Annotated in this window: 20 protein-coding genes; 6 read left to right on the top strand and 14 right to left on the bottom strand. The window is 63.9% G+C overall.

The annotated features are described in order from the left end of the window. Positions 1-64: 64 nt before the first annotated feature. From AC04PH_RS15850 to AC04PH_RS15835, 4 genes are read right to left on the bottom strand one after another with little or no spacing between them, the layout of a single operon-like run. Positions 65-1030, bottom strand: coding sequence for a hypothetical protein (locus AC04PH_RS15850; RefSeq protein ID WP_483066790.1), 966 nt, complete (start codon positions 1028-1030; stop codon positions 65-67). A gap of 4 nt (positions 1031-1034) precedes the next feature. Beyond that, positions 1035-1940: an ornithine carbamoyltransferase gene (gene argF / locus AC04PH_RS15845; RefSeq protein WP_483066789.1), complete on the bottom strand. Its 906-nt coding sequence runs from the start codon at positions 1938-1940 to the stop codon at positions 1035-1037. A gap of 37 nt (positions 1941-1977) precedes the next feature. Then, on the bottom strand, positions 1978-2460 hold the full coding sequence (locus AC04PH_RS15840; RefSeq protein ID WP_483066788.1) for a GNAT family N-acetyltransferase: 483 nt from the start codon (positions 2458-2460) through the stop codon (positions 1978-1980). Further along, the gene (locus AC04PH_RS15835; RefSeq protein ID WP_483066787.1) at positions 2453-3631 is read right to left on the bottom strand and encodes an acetylornithine transaminase; all 1179 of its coding nucleotides are present in this window, start codon (positions 3629-3631) and stop codon (positions 2453-2455) included. Before AC04PH_RS15835 ends, AC04PH_RS15840 begins: the two co-directional genes overlap by 8 nt. Before the next feature lie 262 nt (positions 3632-3893). On the opposite strand from AC04PH_RS15835, the gene AC04PH_RS15830 reads away from it, so the two are divergent. Continuing rightward, on the top strand, positions 3894-4799 hold the full coding sequence (locus AC04PH_RS15830; protein ID WP_483066786.1) for a DMT family transporter: 906 nt from the start codon (positions 3894-3896) through the stop codon (positions 4797-4799). Here AC04PH_RS15830 and AC04PH_RS15825 read toward each other — a convergent pair. Next, positions 4796-5599 (bottom strand): ABC transporter permease, encoded by an 804-nt coding sequence (locus AC04PH_RS15825; RefSeq protein WP_483066785.1) that lies wholly within the window; start codon positions 5597-5599, stop codon positions 4796-4798. The genes AC04PH_RS15830 and AC04PH_RS15825 overlap by 4 nt on opposite strands. 139 nt (positions 5600-5738) lie before the next feature. On the opposite strand from AC04PH_RS15825, the gene AC04PH_RS15820 reads away from it, so the two are divergent. Further along, complete coding sequence (locus tag AC04PH_RS15820; protein ID WP_483066784.1) at positions 5739-6332, top strand: GcrA family cell cycle regulator; 594 nt, start codon at positions 5739-5741, stop codon at positions 6330-6332. Positions 6333-6407: 75 nt separating this feature from the next. Here AC04PH_RS15820 and AC04PH_RS15815 read toward each other — a convergent pair whose 3' ends face one another. Together AC04PH_RS15815 and AC04PH_RS15810 are read right to left on the bottom strand one after the other, a co-directional pair. Continuing rightward, complete coding sequence (locus AC04PH_RS15815) at positions 6408-7043, bottom strand: hypothetical protein (protein WP_483066783.1); 636 nt, start codon at positions 7041-7043, stop codon at positions 6408-6410. Between the two features lie 227 nt (positions 7044-7270). Continuing rightward, the gene (locus AC04PH_RS15810) at positions 7271-8008 is read right to left on the bottom strand and encodes a lysozyme family protein (RefSeq protein WP_483066782.1); all 738 of its coding nucleotides are present in this window, start codon (positions 8006-8008) and stop codon (positions 7271-7273) included. 155 nt (positions 8009-8163) lie between these two features. Between AC04PH_RS15810 and AC04PH_RS15805 the strand changes: the two genes are divergently transcribed. Further along, complete coding sequence (locus AC04PH_RS15805) at positions 8164-8457, top strand: YciI family protein (protein ID WP_483066781.1); 294 nt, start codon at positions 8164-8166, stop codon at positions 8455-8457. 73 nt (positions 8458-8530) lie between these two features. Beyond that, positions 8531-9304 (top strand): SDR family NAD(P)-dependent oxidoreductase, encoded by a 774-nt coding sequence (locus AC04PH_RS15800; RefSeq protein ID WP_483066780.1) that lies wholly within the window; start codon positions 8531-8533, stop codon positions 9302-9304. 126 nt (positions 9305-9430) lie between these two features. Here AC04PH_RS15800 and AC04PH_RS15795 read toward each other — a convergent pair whose 3' ends face one another. Further along, positions 9431-10327 carry an acyl-CoA desaturase gene (locus AC04PH_RS15795; protein WP_483066779.1) on the bottom strand — a complete coding sequence of 299 codons (897 nt, stop codon included), beginning with the start codon at positions 10325-10327 and terminating at the stop codon, positions 9431-9433. A 3-nt stretch (positions 10328-10330) separates the two neighbouring features. Next, positions 10331-11338 carry an SRPBCC family protein gene (locus AC04PH_RS15790; protein ID WP_483066778.1) on the bottom strand — a complete coding sequence of 336 codons (1008 nt, stop codon included), beginning with the start codon at positions 11336-11338 and terminating at the stop codon, positions 10331-10333. 236 nt (positions 11339-11574) lie between these two features. On the opposite strand from AC04PH_RS15790, the gene rimO reads away from it, so the two are divergent. Beyond that, positions 11575-12969 (top strand): 30S ribosomal protein S12 methylthiotransferase RimO, encoded by a 1395-nt coding sequence (gene rimO / locus AC04PH_RS15785; RefSeq protein ID WP_483066777.1) that lies wholly within the window; start codon positions 11575-11577, stop codon positions 12967-12969. Here rimO and AC04PH_RS15780 read toward each other — a convergent pair. From AC04PH_RS15780 to AC04PH_RS15765, 4 genes are all read right to left on the bottom strand, one after another. Then, positions 12955-14310 (bottom strand): hypothetical protein, encoded by a 1356-nt coding sequence (locus AC04PH_RS15780; RefSeq protein ID WP_483066776.1) that lies wholly within the window; start codon positions 14308-14310, stop codon positions 12955-12957. The two genes, rimO and AC04PH_RS15780, sit on opposite strands and share 15 nt — an antisense overlap. Positions 14311-14367: 57 nt before the next feature. After that, complete coding sequence (locus tag AC04PH_RS15775) at positions 14368-14715, bottom strand: YigZ family protein (protein ID WP_483066775.1); 348 nt, start codon at positions 14713-14715, stop codon at positions 14368-14370. A 67-nt stretch (positions 14716-14782) separates the two neighbouring features. Then, positions 14783-15319 carry a tetratricopeptide repeat protein gene (locus tag AC04PH_RS15770; protein WP_483066774.1) on the bottom strand — a complete coding sequence of 179 codons (537 nt, stop codon included), beginning with the start codon at positions 15317-15319 and terminating at the stop codon, positions 14783-14785. 64 nt (positions 15320-15383) lie between these two features. Next, positions 15384-15743: a diacylglycerol kinase gene (locus tag AC04PH_RS15765; RefSeq protein WP_483066773.1), complete on the bottom strand. Its 360-nt coding sequence runs from the start codon at positions 15741-15743 to the stop codon at positions 15384-15386. A gap of 147 nt (positions 15744-15890) precedes the next feature. Between AC04PH_RS15765 and trhA the strand changes: the two genes are divergently transcribed. Beyond that, the gene (gene trhA / locus AC04PH_RS15760) at positions 15891-16526 is read left to right on the top strand and encodes a PAQR family membrane homeostasis protein TrhA (protein WP_483066772.1); all 636 of its coding nucleotides are present in this window, start codon (positions 15891-15893) and stop codon (positions 16524-16526) included. A 22-nt stretch (positions 16527-16548) separates the two neighbouring features. Here the strand turns inward: trhA and AC04PH_RS15755 are convergent, their stop codons facing one another. Beyond that, the gene (locus tag AC04PH_RS15755; RefSeq protein ID WP_483066771.1) at positions 16549-17298 is read right to left on the bottom strand and encodes a M48 family metallopeptidase; all 750 of its coding nucleotides are present in this window, start codon (positions 17296-17298) and stop codon (positions 16549-16551) included. Positions 17299-17317: the final 19 nt, after the last annotated feature.

Here is a 17317-nt window from a genome sequence, read left to right as displayed (position 1 = left end):
AAGCGGCCCACTCATGTCCGGCCTGATTTCCAGATGCCGCGGGCAATTTTCGTCGCCTGAGAGGTCAGCAGTCAGGCTCTGACGAGTGCGACAGCGGCAGGTCAAGACGGCGGGCCAGTGCGGTGGCCAGCGGCGCGAGCGCAGGCGTATCGTATGGGCCACGGGCGAGGGTGATGTGCCGCACGTCCGCATGCCGGTCATCGGTCCGGCGGAACGCAAGCTCCACTTCGGCCCTGCCACGCCCCCTCGCCGGTGTCAGAACATGATAGCCGACACCCGTCATCCGGTCACGCGGCAGGATCGCTGCGCGCTTTTCCGCACTCACGATGATCAGCGCGGCATCGTCGCCCGCAAATCCGATCCCGGAGGGCAGGTCCGATAAATCGGGCGGCAACGGTGCGAGATCGTGAAAGTGGGAATAGGTCGGCATATGCCGCGCGAACATCGTGTCCGGACGCCACTGCGCCAGCCAGTCCCGCTCTTGCCGGGTCAGGGGCGCCGCATAGTCGGGCTGGATCGTCACGGAACACTCCGTCGCACTGCCGGGGACAGTGCTATGGCGGTCGTTGTGGCCGAAATGCGTGTTCAGCGCGGACGGGAATGCCGTGGCGGTCACATGGCAGAATGCATCGCCCCATCGCCGTGAAATCGTGTTCGACACCGACCGGTCCTCGCCCAGGCCCCACAACGCGGCGAACCGCGCGACCGCGATGGCAAGATTGGCCTCCGCACTGCGATGTCGCCTGATATAGCCGATCAGCATCGACGGCGGGCGCGTCCTGTCCATCCGATCCTGCACCGCGACGCAAAGCCCATGCGCCAGATGCGGCACGATCCGGTCCCCGCCGCGCATTTCACAATAGGATACCGTATCGGCCCAGCCGCTTGGCTGCGTGCCGTGGGTGGCGATCAGTTCGGACAAGGGGGTGCGAAACGGAACACCCGCATCGTCAAGAAACCGCCACAACACATCCTTGCTGAACGGGGTGACCGTCCCTGTCGGTTGCGCGCTGCTTCGCCCGGACGCCACGCCCCTACACCCCCAGACAGTGCCGCATGATCGCCTTCTGCGCGTGCAGACGGTTTTCGGCCTCGTCGAAGATCACCGAGTGTTTCCCGTCCATCACCGAACTCGTCGCCTCGTCGTCACGGTGGGCAGGCAGGCAGTGCATGAACAGCGCATCATCCTTGGCGCGGGCCATCAGCGCGTCGTTCACCTGATAGCCGCGCAGCTGGTTGTGGCGGCGTTCGCGCGCCGATTGCGGATCGTGCATCGACACCCAGGTGTCCGTGACCACCAGATCGGCCCCCTGCACAGCCTCATGAGGGTCACGCACGGTGGTATAGAGGCCATCCAGTGCCGGTTCCGGGTCGAGCGGCGGCGGGCCGGTGAAGACCAGATCGAACTCGAATTGTTTGGCGGCGTGGGCGAAGCTGGCGAAGACGTTGTTCCCGTCGCCCGACCAGACCACCTTCTTACCCTTGATCGGGCCGTTGTGTTCCTCGAACGTCATCACATCCGCCATGATCTGGCAGGGATGCGTACGGTTGGTCAGCCCGTTGATGACCGGCACAGTGGCGTGTTCGGCCATGTCGAGCAGCGTCTGTTCCTCGAACGTGCGGATCATGATCAGATCGACGTAACGAGACAGCACGCGGGCGGTATCGGCGATGGTCTCGCCATGTCCCAGTTGCATGTCCGCGCCCGACAGTACCATCGTCTGCCCGCCCATCTGCCGCACGCCCACGTCGAAGGACACGCGCGTCCGGGTCGACGGTTTTTCGAAGATCAGCGCGACCATGTGGTTCGCCAGTGGTTGTTCCGCGTCCGGCGTACCCTTGGGCAACCCGTCGCGCGCGTCCTTCATCCGGCGCGCGTCGGTGATGATCGCCCGCAGGTCGGCCGGGTCCGTGGTGTGGATATCGAGGAAATGGGTCATGCGATGTCGCTTCTGTTCTTGAAATTCATGTGGCCGGTCAGTGGAAAACCATGACCTGCACCGGATCGCCGTCTTCGCAGGGGCGCACCGCCAGCGGGCGGAACCCCGCGCGGGCATAGGCCGCGATGGCACGCGTATTGGCCGGGTCCGGGTCGGTCACGACGCAAGGGTAGGTCCGTCGCAATTCGCATATCCGTGCGGCCAGAAAGCCGCTGCCGTGGCCCTGCCCCAGGTAGGCCGGATCGCCCAGAAACGTGTCGATCGCGCGGGCATCGGCGGGCTGGTCGGCGTATTGCGGCGCACCGAAGGCATGGGCGTTGTAGTCCTGGATATAGGCGAACGGTGTGCCGTCATGGGTGACGATCCGCATGTCGACCACGCCGCGCCCCATATCCTCCTCGACCAGCCGCGCCTCTGTCCCGCTGTCGCCCCACCACCCGGCCATATGCGGCTGGTCCAGCCAGCGTTTGAACATCGGCAGGTCGTCCAGCGTCATCGGGCGAAAGCCGTAGTCAGCCATCGCCCGCCACCTGTGTCGCCGTCGCATCCAGCAGATCGACGGCCTTGGCGATGTCGTCGTCGGTAATATTCAGCGCAGGCAGCAGGCGGATCACGTTGTCGGCGGCGGGCACGGTGATGACACCTTGCGCATAGCCCGCCTGCACCACGTCCGTATTCGCAGCCTTGCATTTCAGCCCCAGCATCAGGCCCGCCCCGCGCACCTCTTCGAAGACCTCCGGGTGCGCCGCAACCAGCCCCTCCAGCTTTTGCCGCAACAATCCCGCCTTGCGGTTCACCTCGGCCAGAAATCCATCGTCGGCGATCTCTTCCAGCACGGCGCAGCCTACCGCACAGCCCAGCGGGTTGCCGCCATAGGTCGACCCGTGCGTGCCGGCCGTCATGCCGGATGCGGCATCTTCCGTCGCCAGTACGGCCCCCAGTGGAAAGCCCCCGCCGATCCCCTTGGCGACCATCATGATGTCGGGCGCGATGCCTGCCCACTCATGAGCGAAAAGCCTGCCGGTGCGGCCCACACCGCACTGCACCTCGTCCAGGATCATCAGGATGCCGTGCTGGTCGCACAGATCGCGCAGGCCTTTCAGGCAGGCATCGGGCAGCGGGCGGATACCACCCTCGCCCTGCACCGGCTCCACCATGATCGCGGCGATCTTGTCGGAGGCCGCTGCCGTCAGCGCGTCATGATCGCCGAAGTCCAGATGCGTGAACCCCGGCAGCAGCGGCCCGAAGCCCTTGGTCATCTTTTCCGACCCGGCGGCGGAGATGCCCGCCGACGACCGGCCATGGAACGACCCGGAGAAGGTGATGATCTCGGTCCGGTCCGGCTGGCCCTTGTCGTAGAAATATTTGCGCGCCATCTTCACCGCCAGTTCGCAGGCCTCAGTGCCCGAATTGGTGAAAAAGCAGGTGTCGGCAAAGGTATGTTCGACCAGCATGTCCGCCAGCTTTTGCTGGGCTGGAATGTGGTAGAGGTTCGACGTATGCCACAGCGCCCCCGCCTGATCCGTCAGTGCCTTGACCAGTGCCGGATGCGCATGCCCCAGCGCGTTCACAGCGATCCCGGCACCAAGGTCCAGAAACCGTCGCCCGTCCGCGTCGACCAGCCAGGAGCCTTCGCCCTTCACGAATGTCAGCGGCGCACGGTTGTAGGTCGGCAAGACGGACGGGATCATCGGGATCGGCCTTTTCTGGAATGGATGCCCTTGGGTGGCGAAAACCAGTTTGTGGTGACGGAGGACGCCGGGCAAGTCAACGAAATTGGGAATGGGCAGCACAGGGACGACGGCCTGCCGTGGCAGGCGGGGAACGCATTCTCAGCGTCGGCGTCGGGTGATTGTCCGGTGCATCATGGGGCAGACGTTAGACCGGCCCGCCACCGATGAAAAGCGGTTTTCGCCGATTGCCAGCGGGCCTGCGCGGGCGTAGCACCCGCGCATGATTAAACGCGCCCCCAACCTGCCGCTTGCCGTGGCCTTCATGCTTTGTGCCACGATGTTCATCGCGGGCACCACCCTGCTGGCCAAGATGCTGGGCACCGACAGGCTCGGCCCCGCGCTGCACCCGCTGCAGATCAGCCACGGGCGTTTCGTCTTCGCCTTCCTGACACTGAGCAGTCTGGCGCTGGTGCTGCGCCCGAAACTCGGGCGGCCCAATCTGCGCATCCATATCGGGCGCACCGCTTTCGGCTGGGGCGGCGTGACCTGCATGTTCGCCGCCGTGGCCTTCATGCCGCTGTCGGACGCCACCGCGATCAGTTTCCTCAACCCGGTGTTCTGCATGTTGCTGGCGATCCCGCTTCTGGGCGAGCGGGTCGGCCCCTGGCGCTGGCTCGCCGCCGCGATGGCGCTGGGTGGCGCGCTGATCCTGCTGCGCCCCGGCACGGACGCGTTTCAACTGGCGGGGCTGCTGGCGCTGGGTGCTGCCGTCCTGATGGGGTGCGAGCTGATCTTCATCAAGCGGCTGGCCGACAGCGAACCGCCCTTCCAGATCCTGCTCACCAACAACGCCATCGGCCTGATCATCGCCAGCGTCGCGGTGCTGCCGGTCTGGGGGATGCCGACGCCCGCGCAGTGGGCGGCACTTGCGGGCCTCGGCGCGCTGATGGCCACGGCGCAAACCTGTTTCGTCAACGCCATGGCCCGCGCCGACGCCAGTTTCGTCACACCGTTCAGCTATGTCACGCTGGTCTTCGCCGCCCTCTACGATGCCGCGATCTTCGGCGTCCTGCCCGATGCGGTCAGCTGGCTGGGGGCTGGGGTGATCGTCGCGGGCGCCGCGCTTTTGGCCTGGCGCGAGGCGCTGCACGGCAAGCGCCCGCAACCCGCCGGTGCCAAAGTCTAGGCTTTCAGCCGGTAGCCCCGGTCCAGCCAGCGCCAGCACACCGCCAGCACGGCCACAGTGAATACCGCCACGACCGCAAGCCCGATCCACGGGCTGCTGTCGCTGACCCCGATCATGCCGAACCGCACGCCGTCGATGATGTAGAAAAACGGGTTGATGTGGCACAGCGTCTGCATCAGCTGCGGCAAAGCCTCGATCGAATAGAAAGTGCCGGACAGGAATGCCAAGGGCGTGACGATGAAGTTGGAAATCGCGGACAGCTGGTCGAACTTCTGCGCGAAAATCCCCGCGATCAGCCCCAGACCGCCCATGAACACGGACCCCAGCACCACAAAGCAGATCACCCAGAGCGGCTGCACCATGCCCACGCCCAGAAACACCCAGGACCCGGCGGCAATCACCAGCCCCACTAGCGCCCCGCGCGCCACCGCACCGCCCATGTAGCCGGTCAGCATCTCCGCCGCCGACAGGGGCGGCATCAGCGTATCCACGATATTGCCCTGCACCTTGGCCGACGCCATCGACGACGATGTGTTGGCAAAGGCGTTCTGGATCACCGTCATCGTCAGGATACCGGGGGCCAGGAAGGTCATGAATGGCACGCCCATCACGTCGCCGCGCTGCGGCCCGATGGCGATGGTGAAAATCATCAACAGCAGCCCCGCATTGATCAATGGGGCCATGACGGTCTGCGACCAGACGTTCATGAACCGGCGCACCTCGCGCACGGCCAGCGTCCATGTACCCAGCCAGTTGACCCGGCCGAACCGACGCACACCCATACTGATCTGATCGCTCATCTGCCGCTTCCTTTTTCATTCGGCGAATTGCATCGCCGGTCCTTCACTTCCCTCACCCGGATGCTTAGAATAGGGGATCGACGGATAAGACAAGGCCCGATGCCCAACGCATCCCGCCTGACAGACTGAAGGAATTCATATGTCCTGGACTGACGAGCGCGTCGAGACGCTCAAAAAGATGTGGGGCGAGGGCCAGTCGGCCAGCCAGATCGCAAAGGAACTAGGCGGCGTGACCCGCAACGCGGTGATCGGCAAGGTGCACCGCCTGGGCCTGTCCAATCGCGCGGGTTCAGGCACGGCGGCTGCCGCGAAACCGGCTGCCAAGGAAAAGCCCGCACCGGTGAAGATGGAAACCAAGGCCGCGGTGAAACCGAAGACGCCCGCAGCCTCCGTGCCCGCCGTCAAGGAAGAGCAGGAGCTTGACGAAAACGGCATCCCGATTTCCGCCGCCCGCCGCGCGATCATCCCGGCAGGCCAGCCGCTGCCGCCGCAGCCTTCGGCGAACGAGATCAGTCCCGAAGCACTGGCCAAGGTCAACGAGGTCGAAAAATCCGCCAAGCGGATCAGCCTGATGGAACTGACCGAAAAGACCTGCAAATGGCCCGTGGGCGACCCCGCGACGCCGGATTTCTGGTTCTGCGGTCTGCCCGTGCAGGCCGGCAAACCCTATTGCGAGGCCCATGTCGGCGTCGCCTTCCAACCGATGAGCGCGCGCCGCGACCGCCGCCGCTGAACCCGCATTTGTCTAAAGAACAGGGGCGGTGCCGAATGACGCTGCCCCTGTTTCTTTTCCGGATATCTGCGCCGCTCAGTCGCGCAGCCCCCCGATCACCGTGGCGAAACTGTTGCCCGCATTGGTGGTGCCGTCCGTCGCCCCGCGCAGGATCACCCCCTGCCCGTCGTTCGAGAACCCGCCATCCAGCGAAACGTTGTAAGGCAAGGTGCCTGCTTCGTCAGTCAACGTTCCCGACAGGTCCGCGTCGATAACCGCGAATTCACCACGTCCTGCGATGCTGACGCTCCGCACGATGCCCGCGTTCAGATCGAGCATCCCGGTCAACGCCTCGCCATTGGCGCGCACAAAATTGGTGCCCTCGCCGTCGAACCCGCCGTTGGTGCTGCCGATGTTGCTGCGCAGGTCCATCCGTCCGATGATATCCGGCGTCGGCAGGGCGACCAACGCCGGGTCGTCCAGCGCGGTGTGATCGTCATAAAGCGCCACCTGCCCGGTGTAGGTGACCAGACCGGTGTTGCGCACTTCGGCGAAGTTCGCCGTCGGGGCGGTGCCGTCGAACTGCTGGCGCACCGCAGGGCTTTGCCGCAGCACCTCTGTCGCAAGGCCGAAACCGACTGCGTTACCGAACTCGGCCTCTGTCGTGCCGCCGCAGGCCGCGAGCCCTGCGACCGCAGCGCCAGCACACACCAATGTCTTCAATTTTCTCATCTTAAACCTCCGCAATGTCATTCAATATAAAACGACGATAGGCGGATCCCGGCTCTGTCCCAATACCGGTTTTGCATACCCGACGTCCGTTTCCCGGTCGGGCGCGGCGATTGCAGATCGTGTGTATGTCGCGACGACGGTGACAGGTCCCGGCGCACCGCCTGCCTGCGGTGGCACGATCACCTTCCGTCGACCGCCCCGCCCTCCATGCAGCACCGGTCATCGCGTCACGATCCGATGAAAAGACCGGCCATCGCCGCCTCGTAATCCGCCCAGCTGATCGCGGCGCGGTTTCCGGCGACGCCGTGGTAATGCGACTGCCCGCTTTCGTTCGGCAGCCCGGCCCAGATTTTCGCAAGGTTGTTCATGAAACTCACCCGGTCCAGCGCACCCGCCCGATACTGCGGCCACCCCGCATCGGCCAGCAGCACATCCGCCAGCCTATCCTGCACTGCGGGCGTGAACCGCGTGTCCGGCGGCAAACCGACTTCGGCCACGACCCGGCGCAGCGTCGGCGGGATGAACTGATACCGCCCGATGGCGTGCGGCTGGCCCGGCGTGTCCTCGATCCACTGGAAAATCTGCGCCAGCGTCATCTGCGTCGGCGGCAGCGGCGGTCGGATCGCCGCCCCGTGCTGCACCGCGTCATAACCGTGCCTGCGCGATTCCGCCCGGCTGATGAGATCGCGCAACCGCGCGACCGGCGTGCCACCCTGCGGCACCACCGCCGCAAGGGCCGCAGGCGGCAGACGCACCGGATAGGGCGCGAAAAGGCTCCCGCTTTGCTGCCCGGCGAACAGGCTGCCACCGGCGCGCGGCACATCCGCGCCACCCGTTTGCGGCAGCACCGCCTGTGCGGCCGGGAACAGCCCGCCGCGCGACAGCAGCGACATGCCCTCCGCCCCGGCGACGCCCGCGCCCCACACAAGGCCGATCATCAACAGGATGGTATTCAGGCGCGACATGGGCGGACAGCGGACCCCGGCAAGACAACTCTGCCCCCGGCCTACCCCGGCCAGGTTGAGGAATGGTTGCCACCGCCACAATCCGTGCAGATTTTTTCCTCAACCCGGCGCAGCCCTGCTAATACCAAGCGATACAATCAGCCAAAGGACCGCCAATGCCCCAGTTCATCCTCACCTACCACGGCGGCAGCCAGCCGAAATCGCCGGAAGAGGGCAAGGCCCACATGGACCGCTACCAAGACTGGATCGCCGGACTGGATTCCGTCACGCCGCAGCAGCCGCTCAAGGGCACGCAGGTGCTGGGTGACGCGCAGATCACCCCGATGATGGGCTACACGATCATCAACGCCGCCGATATGGAGGCGGCCATGACCGCCGCCAAAGCCTGCCCGTTCCTCGACATGGACGACAGCGCCATGCAGGTGAGCGAGCTGATCGCCACGCGCTGACGCCGCGTGCGGGATGACATCCGTGACCCGGCCACCTACATCGGGGCCAAGCCATTGCAGCAGGAGCAACCCCATGCCCAACACAGCCCTCGTCACCGGTGCCTCCGCCGGGATCGGTCAGGAATTCGCCCGTTACCACGCCAAAAAAGGCGGTGACCTGATCATCACCGCCCGTCGCGCCGATGCGCTGGATAAGTTGAAAGCGGAACTGGAAGCGGCCCACAGCATCTCCGTCACCTGCATCCCGCTCGACCTCGGGGCCGCAGGCGGCGCGGATGAACTCTATGACGCGGTCAAGAACCGGCAGATCGACGTGCTGATCAACAACGCGGGCTTTGGCGGGCGCGGGCTGTTCATCGAGCGCGATCTGGCAGATGACCTCGCGATGATCGACCTCAACGTCAAAGCGCTCACTACGCTCTGCCACAGGATCGGCGGCGATATGGCGCAGCGTGGATCGGGTAAAATCCTCAACGTCTCCTCCACCGCCGCCTATATGCCGGGGCCGTTGCAGGCCACGTATTTCGCGACCAAGGCCTACGTCTCCAGCCTGTCGATGGCGCTGGCGGAAGAACTGCGCGCCAGCGGCGTCACCGTCACGGCGCTGGAACCGGGCTACGTCGAAACCGAATTCGCCGCCCGCGCCGATCTGGACGACACACCGCTCACCAAATCGGGTGCCACCCCGGCGGAGGTCGCCAAATACGGCTACGACGCGATGCTGCGCGGCGATCTGCGCGCGATCAACGACGGCAAACTGCGCTTTGCCCTGAACTGGCTGTTCCCCTGGATGCCGAACCGGATGAAGCTGACGCAGATTAGGAAGATGCAGGAAAAAAACGGCTGATACGGCGGGCCTTGCTGCATTACTTTGCGGAAAATACTCCCGCCGGAGGCTCCCGCACCATCCACCTGAAACCGCCCGAGTATGTCAGTCAACGGGCGGCTGTCGTCCAGCCATCCCTGTGGCAAATCACCCCACGCGCACCAGTCCTTCGCGCGCGGGTTGCGACGCAGGCTCTTGAATATCGCGAGCCAATCCCAACGCCCCCAGCACCCGGATCAAAAGATAGCCGGGGTCTGACTGTCCCGGCTCCACGCCAAGCCGCGCGGAATGGGGAAAGGCGTGGTGGTTGCCGTGCCAGTTCTCGCCGAATGTGATCAATCCAAGTCCGGGCAGGTTGTAGCCCTGCACCGGCAGGCCATCGATCCGCCAGCTTTCCTGCCCTGACCGATGCGCGTAATGGCCGACCATCCAGTGTCCCGTCAGCGAAACGCAGATCCGCAGGCTGATGCCCCACAGGACATAGGCCCAGCCACCGGCTGCGAAAAGCAACAGCGCCACCGGGACCTGCTGCAGCATCCACGTCCGCTCCATCCAGCGATACACCGGGTCCTGCGCGACGTCGCTTTCGATCACGAAGTCAGGTGGCGACGATAGGCGAAACTCGCACATCAGCTGCCACCACGCATCGCGCCAGAACCCTGCGCCATGGGCCGGATGCGGTGGGCAGACCATCTGCCGCTGGTGCCAGTCGCGTATGTCGTGGGCGCGGATCATTCCCATCGGCCCCGCCATGCCCACCAGCGTGCCCAGCCAGACCAGCAGATAGGCCAGCCACCGCGGCGTACGGAAACTGCGATGTATCAGCAACCGGTGCATTCCGACGGAATGTCCCGCGCAAATCGTGATCCCCGTCAGCAGCACGAAGACCAGCGCCGCACCCCATTGCGGATAGAGCACGACACCCGCCAGCCCCAGAACCGCGTGGCCTGCGAACCAAAGCGCCTTGCCCGGCACCAGTCGGATCACGCCATCCGTGTTCGATGTGTCGGCCCGCGGCAGCACCCGCTCGGTCGCGGCCAGCATCGCCTAGCCTTCCGCCCGCGCGGCCACATCGCGAGCCAGAACGTCGACCGCCAAATAGGATGCCGCCCGCATCGCGGGGCCGAAGAACCAGGCGGGGGCCAGCCTGCGCTCGAAATCCAGCGACACCGCGATTTCCGTGCCTGTACCTCGCGGCGTGATCCGGTAGGTCAGGCGCTCGTATCCGATCCACCCCGCATAGGGCGTGCTGTCCGACAGCACCTCGAAAATGACCGTAGTCTCCGTCCGCTCCGTCACGCGCAGGTGCAGACGGCCCGCACCCTCGCGCCCCTGAAACCGCACGATACGATTGGCATCAAGCTCCACGCCTTCGTCCACAGCCACCTCCACCGGCTGCGGAAAGGCATCCAGTAGCGCGGGCAGCGGAAACGCGGGCGAGGTGGCCGTCTGCATCGCCGCCCAGACCGCTGCGGGCGGTGCCGCCGTCACCTGACGCGCGGTCGCCTGGCCCTCTGGGGCGAACGCATAGCCGCGCTGCAAACCCTCCGTGCTGGCGACGACAAGCGCGCCGAAACACAAGATTACACTAGCTGCGTCGAACAACCGGTTTTTCGGGCCGTCGTCATCCCCGTCGCCACCGAATAGCCCACCCAGACCGGCAAAAATCAGCTTGAAGACAAGCGCGATGACCCAAAGCACACCCAGCAAGATCGCGGCGCAAAAAACGGTCATCAATATGCTGCCGATGACACCGCCGACATCCGCCTGCGCCGGTTGGGGGGCGAACACCGTGCCCCCGACGACCATGGCCACCAGCAGCGTCACGGTGCCCAGCGCCCGCGACAAGAGCCGCTGGACAAAGCCTGCCTGCAACCCGCGCGCCGCCGCAAGCCACAACAAATGCACCGCGATGATCACGATCAAGGGCGAGACGAACTGCACGCCCGTCGTCCGCAACCCTGTCCGCGAGATCCACCACGCATAGCACAGCGCCGCCGCCCCAGAAAGGACATGCGGCGCAAGACGGATCACTTTGTCGAAATCCCTCGTCATCCCCGAACCCTGCCAGTCCCCGCCCCGCCGCGCAATCGCCCACGCACACCCTGCGGCCATTTGGCAACAACGTGGCTCTGGTTCGGGTACCGGCGCGATCGGTCACAATGTTGCTCGCCCCGCCCGCTCAACCGGTGATTTTCCGGTGCACGCGCTGTGCACGCCCGGTGCACGCGAATCATACGTCGTTTTTGTCGCCCATTTCCCTCGTCTCCGACATCCGCTAAACGCAACTCATGTCCCAGAACCCGCCCAACCTCCGCCCCGATCTCGCGCCGAAGATGCGCGTCTCCGATGCCCCGCGCAGCGGCCAGCCGACCATCGGCATGGTCTCGCTCGGCTGCCCTAAGGCGCTGGTGGACTCGGAGCGCATCCTGACCCGGCTGCGGGCGGAAGGTTACGCGATTTCAGGGGATTACGCGGGCGCGGAAGCGGTGATCGTGAACACCTGCGGGTTTCTGGACAGTGCCAAGGTCGAGAGCCTCGACGCCATCGGCGAGGCGCTGAAGGAAAACGGCAAGGTGATCGTGACCGGCTGTCTGGGAGCGGAACCCGACTACATCCGCGCGCATCACCCGCAGATCCTCGCCGTGACCGGCCCCCACCAGTACGAACAGGTCCTCGACGCCGTCCATAAAACCGTCCCCCCCAGCCCCGATCCCTTCGTCGACCTGCTGCCTACGTCGGGCGTTTCGCTGACCCCGCGCCACTACAGTTACCTCAAGATATCAGAGGGTTGCAACCATCGCTGCAAATTCTGCATCATCCCCGACATGCGCGGCAAGCTGGCCTCCCGCCCGGCCCATGCGGTGCTGCGCGAGGCGGAAAAGCTGGTGCAGAACGGGGTGAAGGAACTGCTGGTGATTTCGCAGGACACCTCGGCCTACGGCCTCGACCGGCGCTACGACGTCAACCCATGGAAAGACGGCGAGGTGCGCAGCCACATCACCGATCTGGCGCGCGAGTTGGGGCGGCTGGGGGCATGGGTGCGCCTGCACTACGTCTATCCCTACCCCCACGTGCGCGATCTCATTCCGCTGATGGCCGACCCCGACAACGGCGTGCTGCCGTATCTGGATATCCCGTTCCAGCACAGCCACCCGGATGTCCTCAAACGCATGGCCCGCCCCGCCGCGTCCGCCCGGACGCTCGACGAGATCGCCGCCTGGCGCGCCGCCTGCCCCGACATCACGCTGCGGTCCACCTTCATCGTCGGCTACCCCGGCGAGACCGAGGCCGAATTCCAGCACCTGCTCGACTGGCTGGACGAGGCGCAACTCGACCGCGTCGGATGCTTTCAGTATGAAAACGTCGCCGGTGCACGGTCCAACGCCCTGCCCGATCACGTGGCCCCGGAGGTCAAACAAGACCGCTGGGATCGGTTTATGGCAAAAGCACAGGCGATTTCAGCGGCGAAACTGGAGGCGAAGGTCGGAAAGGTGCTTGAGGTGATCGTCGACGATATCGACGAAGACGGGATTGCGACGTGCCGCACATGGGCGGATGCACCGGAAATCGACGGGAACCTGTTTATCGACGAATGTGCCGAGGGGCTGAGTGTCGGGGATGTTGTGAAGGTGGAGGTCGAAGAGGCTGGGGAGTATGATTTGTGGGGGTCAGTCGCTCACTAAGTCTTGTGCATCATCTTCGATCGCCTCGACGCTTACATCGGATGCTTGCTCTCGGTCATCTTTGATTTTTGGCGCTGGCTTTCGCCAAAGCGTCAAGTTTTGGCCAATTTCCCTATAAAATTCTGGAACGGCCTGTTCAATATCTACAATGAAATTGGCTTGTTGGGCGAAACGCGGACCTAATCGGCGTGCATAGAAAACGTGAAAACGGCTGACCTGCTTACCTTCCTTTCCTATTTCGGAAATCGAAGGATCGTCTCTCAGTTGTTCGTATAAAAATTGTGTGTCCTCACTTCTTCCCAACCACATAAGCCGAATATACAAGTCGGACGTTTTTTCGGTTTTGATCTGCCGCAGGAGCCAGTTCACTCTCGCCGTTGTGGATTTCTTGTCCTCCGGCGCCTTAAGCTCCATGCCGACGTCTATCGTTCGACGCAAAATATCTGCGGTGACTTCCAACGGGGCAGCGGCGTTGGGAATGGAAAGTGTCACAGACAAGCAGTTTTCGTGAGAAAGCCGTTCGATGGCAGATCTGGCTCGCAACGCACCATCGCTCTGTTCCTTCTTCGGCATAACTTCACTTACCGATATCTCGGTTTGACGAGACAATATAAGTGCAAGGTCTCTCGTCTCTTGATGCCAAGCATCGACTACCACCTGCGCCTCGGGTGATTTCAATGGCACTCGGCCACCTGCCGAAACCAGCCTGTTCAATTCTGCCCATTCCGAAGGCATACGTTCGAAACCTTTTACCCCAGCACTCTCATGTGAAAGAAATCTGCGCAGTTCGTTCAAGAGGAAATGCTGATCTTCGTCTTTGACTTCGCGATTATTCAGAAGCAAATCAGTCGAGGTCAGCACTGACATCCATGACCAGTGATAGACTGGAACAGTCGATCTACTTTTCCTTATTTCCGCAAGAGGATGAACCTGCGGAGAAGAAGTAAACTGATTGGAAATAGTGATCACGCAATCTACGCCAGCATCCTTGGCGATTTGCTGATAGCGTTCCACTTGATCAGCTAATAGCTGGGCATTGCCTACCTTGGCTTCGACCAAGGCGCGCCACTCTCTCGATCCGTTACGACAGACAATCAAACCGTCAGGTCTGTCTGATGTCGGTTTCTTCTCAGAAGTAAAAACGACTTCGGTGAAACAATTGATCTTCGTCCGCTTGCCGACCTTATGTCCAACGCCTTGCAAGAGCGCCGTCCCAAATTCTTCAATACGGGAAAGGCAAGACAGGAATATTGCCGTTGTGCGCCCCTCTTTGGAAGTTGTGGCCAACACAGGAAATAATCGTGCGATTTCCCCCTGCTTCAAATAACTCGGCAAACTCATCGCGTATTCCTCCGTTTGAAAGAGCATGACGCGAATTTCGAACTTTTCAACCTAAAGTCACGTCCCGAACCACACCCGCACCGCGTCCTGCACCCTGCGAAAACGGTCGCCGCCCAGCTTCCTGCCGCCGTACCAGCGCGTCACCACGACGATCTCGCCCAGTCGGCCCTCGCGTTCGAGCATCCGCACGATCACCATGCCCGCACCGCTCTCGCCGTCGTCGTTCTTCACCGGGGTGCCGTCGGGCAGGATCAGGCCCCAGGTGTTGTGGGTCGCCTTGGCGAAGGCTTTGCGGCGACAGAGCGTCTTTACGAACGCCTTCGCCTCTTCCACGGACCCGACCGGCCCGCCGGAGACGGCGTATTTCGAGCCACGGTCGCTCAACGCGTTTTCGATGATCCTCATGGCAAAACACAAACGGCCCGCCGGAGGAAATGTCCAGCGGGCCGTGTCGCCTTGAGGAGGAGGCGGTTCAGAACGTGTAGGTCTGGCCCGTGGCGATGGCGTTATCAAGCGAGGCCTCGGCCCAGGTGCCGCGTCCGCCACGCAGGCGGATCTCGATCAGCTGCGCTGCGGCGAGGTCATAGGCACCCTGTTCCACCAGCGCCTGACCCATATAGGAGCGCGCGAGGATGTTGTCGGGGTTCTGCGCGATGGCCTGATCGTAGAAGGCCATGCCAAGGTCCATGTCGCCCGCCTTGCGGCTGACGAACCCGTAGTAGGTCAGCGCGAGGTCGGATTGCTGATCCTCCAGCGTTTCCAGCACGGTCAGCGCATCGGCATAGCGGCCGTCGTGCGCCAGTTCGCGCACCGCATCCATCATGGCGCTGTCGTCGTTGGTGCTTTCCTCGGGCGTCATGCAGGATTGTGTCGCCAGATCCCAGACAAGGCCCTCTGCGCAGACCTGTGTGGTCTCGGAGGGCTTGGGCGCGTCGGAATCGCTGCTGCCGGCGGCGAAAGCGGCGACGGGCAGGACGGCGGCGAGGAGGGTGGAACGGATCAAAGACATTGGGTTTCCCTGTATTCTGGTTGATGTTGGCGAAGCCACGGTGGCAAGCCTCAAAGAGTTTCACCTAGAAGAATAGTCCGGCCAGAATACATATCCAGCCGACCCCGACGGCAATCGCCGTCACGGCCACGGCGGCGGAGCCCGCGTCCTTGGCCTGTCGGGCGCGGTCGCGCTTGTCGAGGCTGATATCGTCGACGATGCGCTCGATGGCGGTGTTCAGGCATTCCATCGCCAGCACGAGGATACCACCTGCCAGCACGAGACCGCGTTCCCCCGCAGTTAGCGGCAGCACGAAGGCCAGCACTGCGAAGGCGATGTTGGCCACGATCCACTGCTTGAGCGACCCTTCCGTGCGCCAGACGTGCGCGAAACCGTCCCACGACCAGATCGCCCGCTGCCTGATCCGGGCCAGTTGCTGCCACATGCGTGTTCCTCCGTCTTGCGACGTGCATGGTCGCGCAGGTCGGGGCCGGTGCCAAGAACAATCACGGCTGCGTTTGTGACCTTAAGGAAGCGTTGACGGGCGTCGGGGCAGGATTAGGGTCGACACGGAGCAACAAGGACGCTGGCCATGTACCCCACCTATGCCCGATCCGAACGGATCGCCGACGGCACGATGCATGCCATCGGGCTGACGGGGGCCGTGATCGGGGCCGTCGTGCTGACGATCTGGTCGGCGGGCTTCGCCACCGTCGGGCAGTTTAGCGCGCTGGCTGTCTATGGCGTGGCGCTGGTGGCGACCTTCGCCGCCTCGGCCTTCTATCACATGACACCGTGGCCCGGGATGCGCCCGACCCTGCGCCGGTTCGACCACGCGGCGATCTACCTCAAGATCGCAGGAACCTACACGCCGCTTGTGGTGATGGTCGGCGGTGTGCTGGCCTATGTCATCCTTGCGGTGGTCTGGGGGCTGGCGATCCTCGGCATGGTGCTGAAACTGTTTTTCTGGCGCATCCCGGGCCGGTTCGGCCCCGCGCTCTACCTGTTCATGGGGTGGCTTAGCATCATTCTGATCTGGTCGCTGTGGTCGGCGGTGCCGGGCAGCACCCTGTCGCTGATCATGGTCGGCGGGCTGACCTACACCATCGGCGTGATCTTCTATGCAGCGCGGATGAAATACGCGACTGCGATCTGGCATGGGTTCGTCGTCGCCGCCTCTGCCTGCTTCTTTGCCGCTATCGCGATCGGCGCGAGCGCGACCGCCTGAGCGGGTCCGGCCTCACACTGCCTCAATTGCGCAAGGCCGCCGCGGTTTCCTGCACCACGCGCACACGGTCCGCATTGGCGGGGTGCGTACCAAGAAAGCGGTTGCCCGGATCGGGAATGCGGAAGAAGAATTCCGCACCCAAAAGCGGATCATACCCCGCGCGATGGGCGATCAGCGTGCCCAGCGCATCGGCCTCCAGTTCGAAATCCTTGGAATAGGTGCGCGCGCCCAGTGCGGCCCCGAATTCCTGCGCGGCCTGTATGGTCTCCTGATTGCCTGCCCCGATTACACCGGCCAGCTCGCCGAATACCACGGCGCCCACGGTGGCGTTCTGCCGCTGCCGGGCCAGATGGCCGCGGATGTGGTGTGCGGCCTCGTGCGCCATGATAAAGGCCAGTTCGTCCTGATTGCGGCTTTGCGCGATCAGCGGGATCGTGAAGGCGATGATCGGGCGACCGGCGTCGTCGACGGTCTGGAAGGCGTTGGGCGGCGCACCCGGGCGGTCATCGACGACGATCCGGAAATCGCAATTCAGCCGCGGCGCACGTTCGCGGCAAACAGCCTCTGCCACGGGTTCGACGGTCTGGACGACCTGCACAAAATTGCGCACCGCGTTGCGCGCGGTGATCCGATTGGCCGCCGATTGCGCGGCGGTCGGCTGTCGTGTCACCGGCGGCTGCCCGCCCTGTTTCGTCGCCTCGTCGACCGGCAATGGCGCGCAGGACACGAGGCCGATCAGGGCCAAAAGGGACAGGATAGGCGTCTTGTGCATCGGGCTCTCCGGCGTGGGG

Source organism: Yoonia sp. KMU-150, assembly GCF_056858355.1.
Note: the sequence above shows the minus strand (reverse complement) of the source record. Positions and strands in the feature narration are given on the sequence as shown.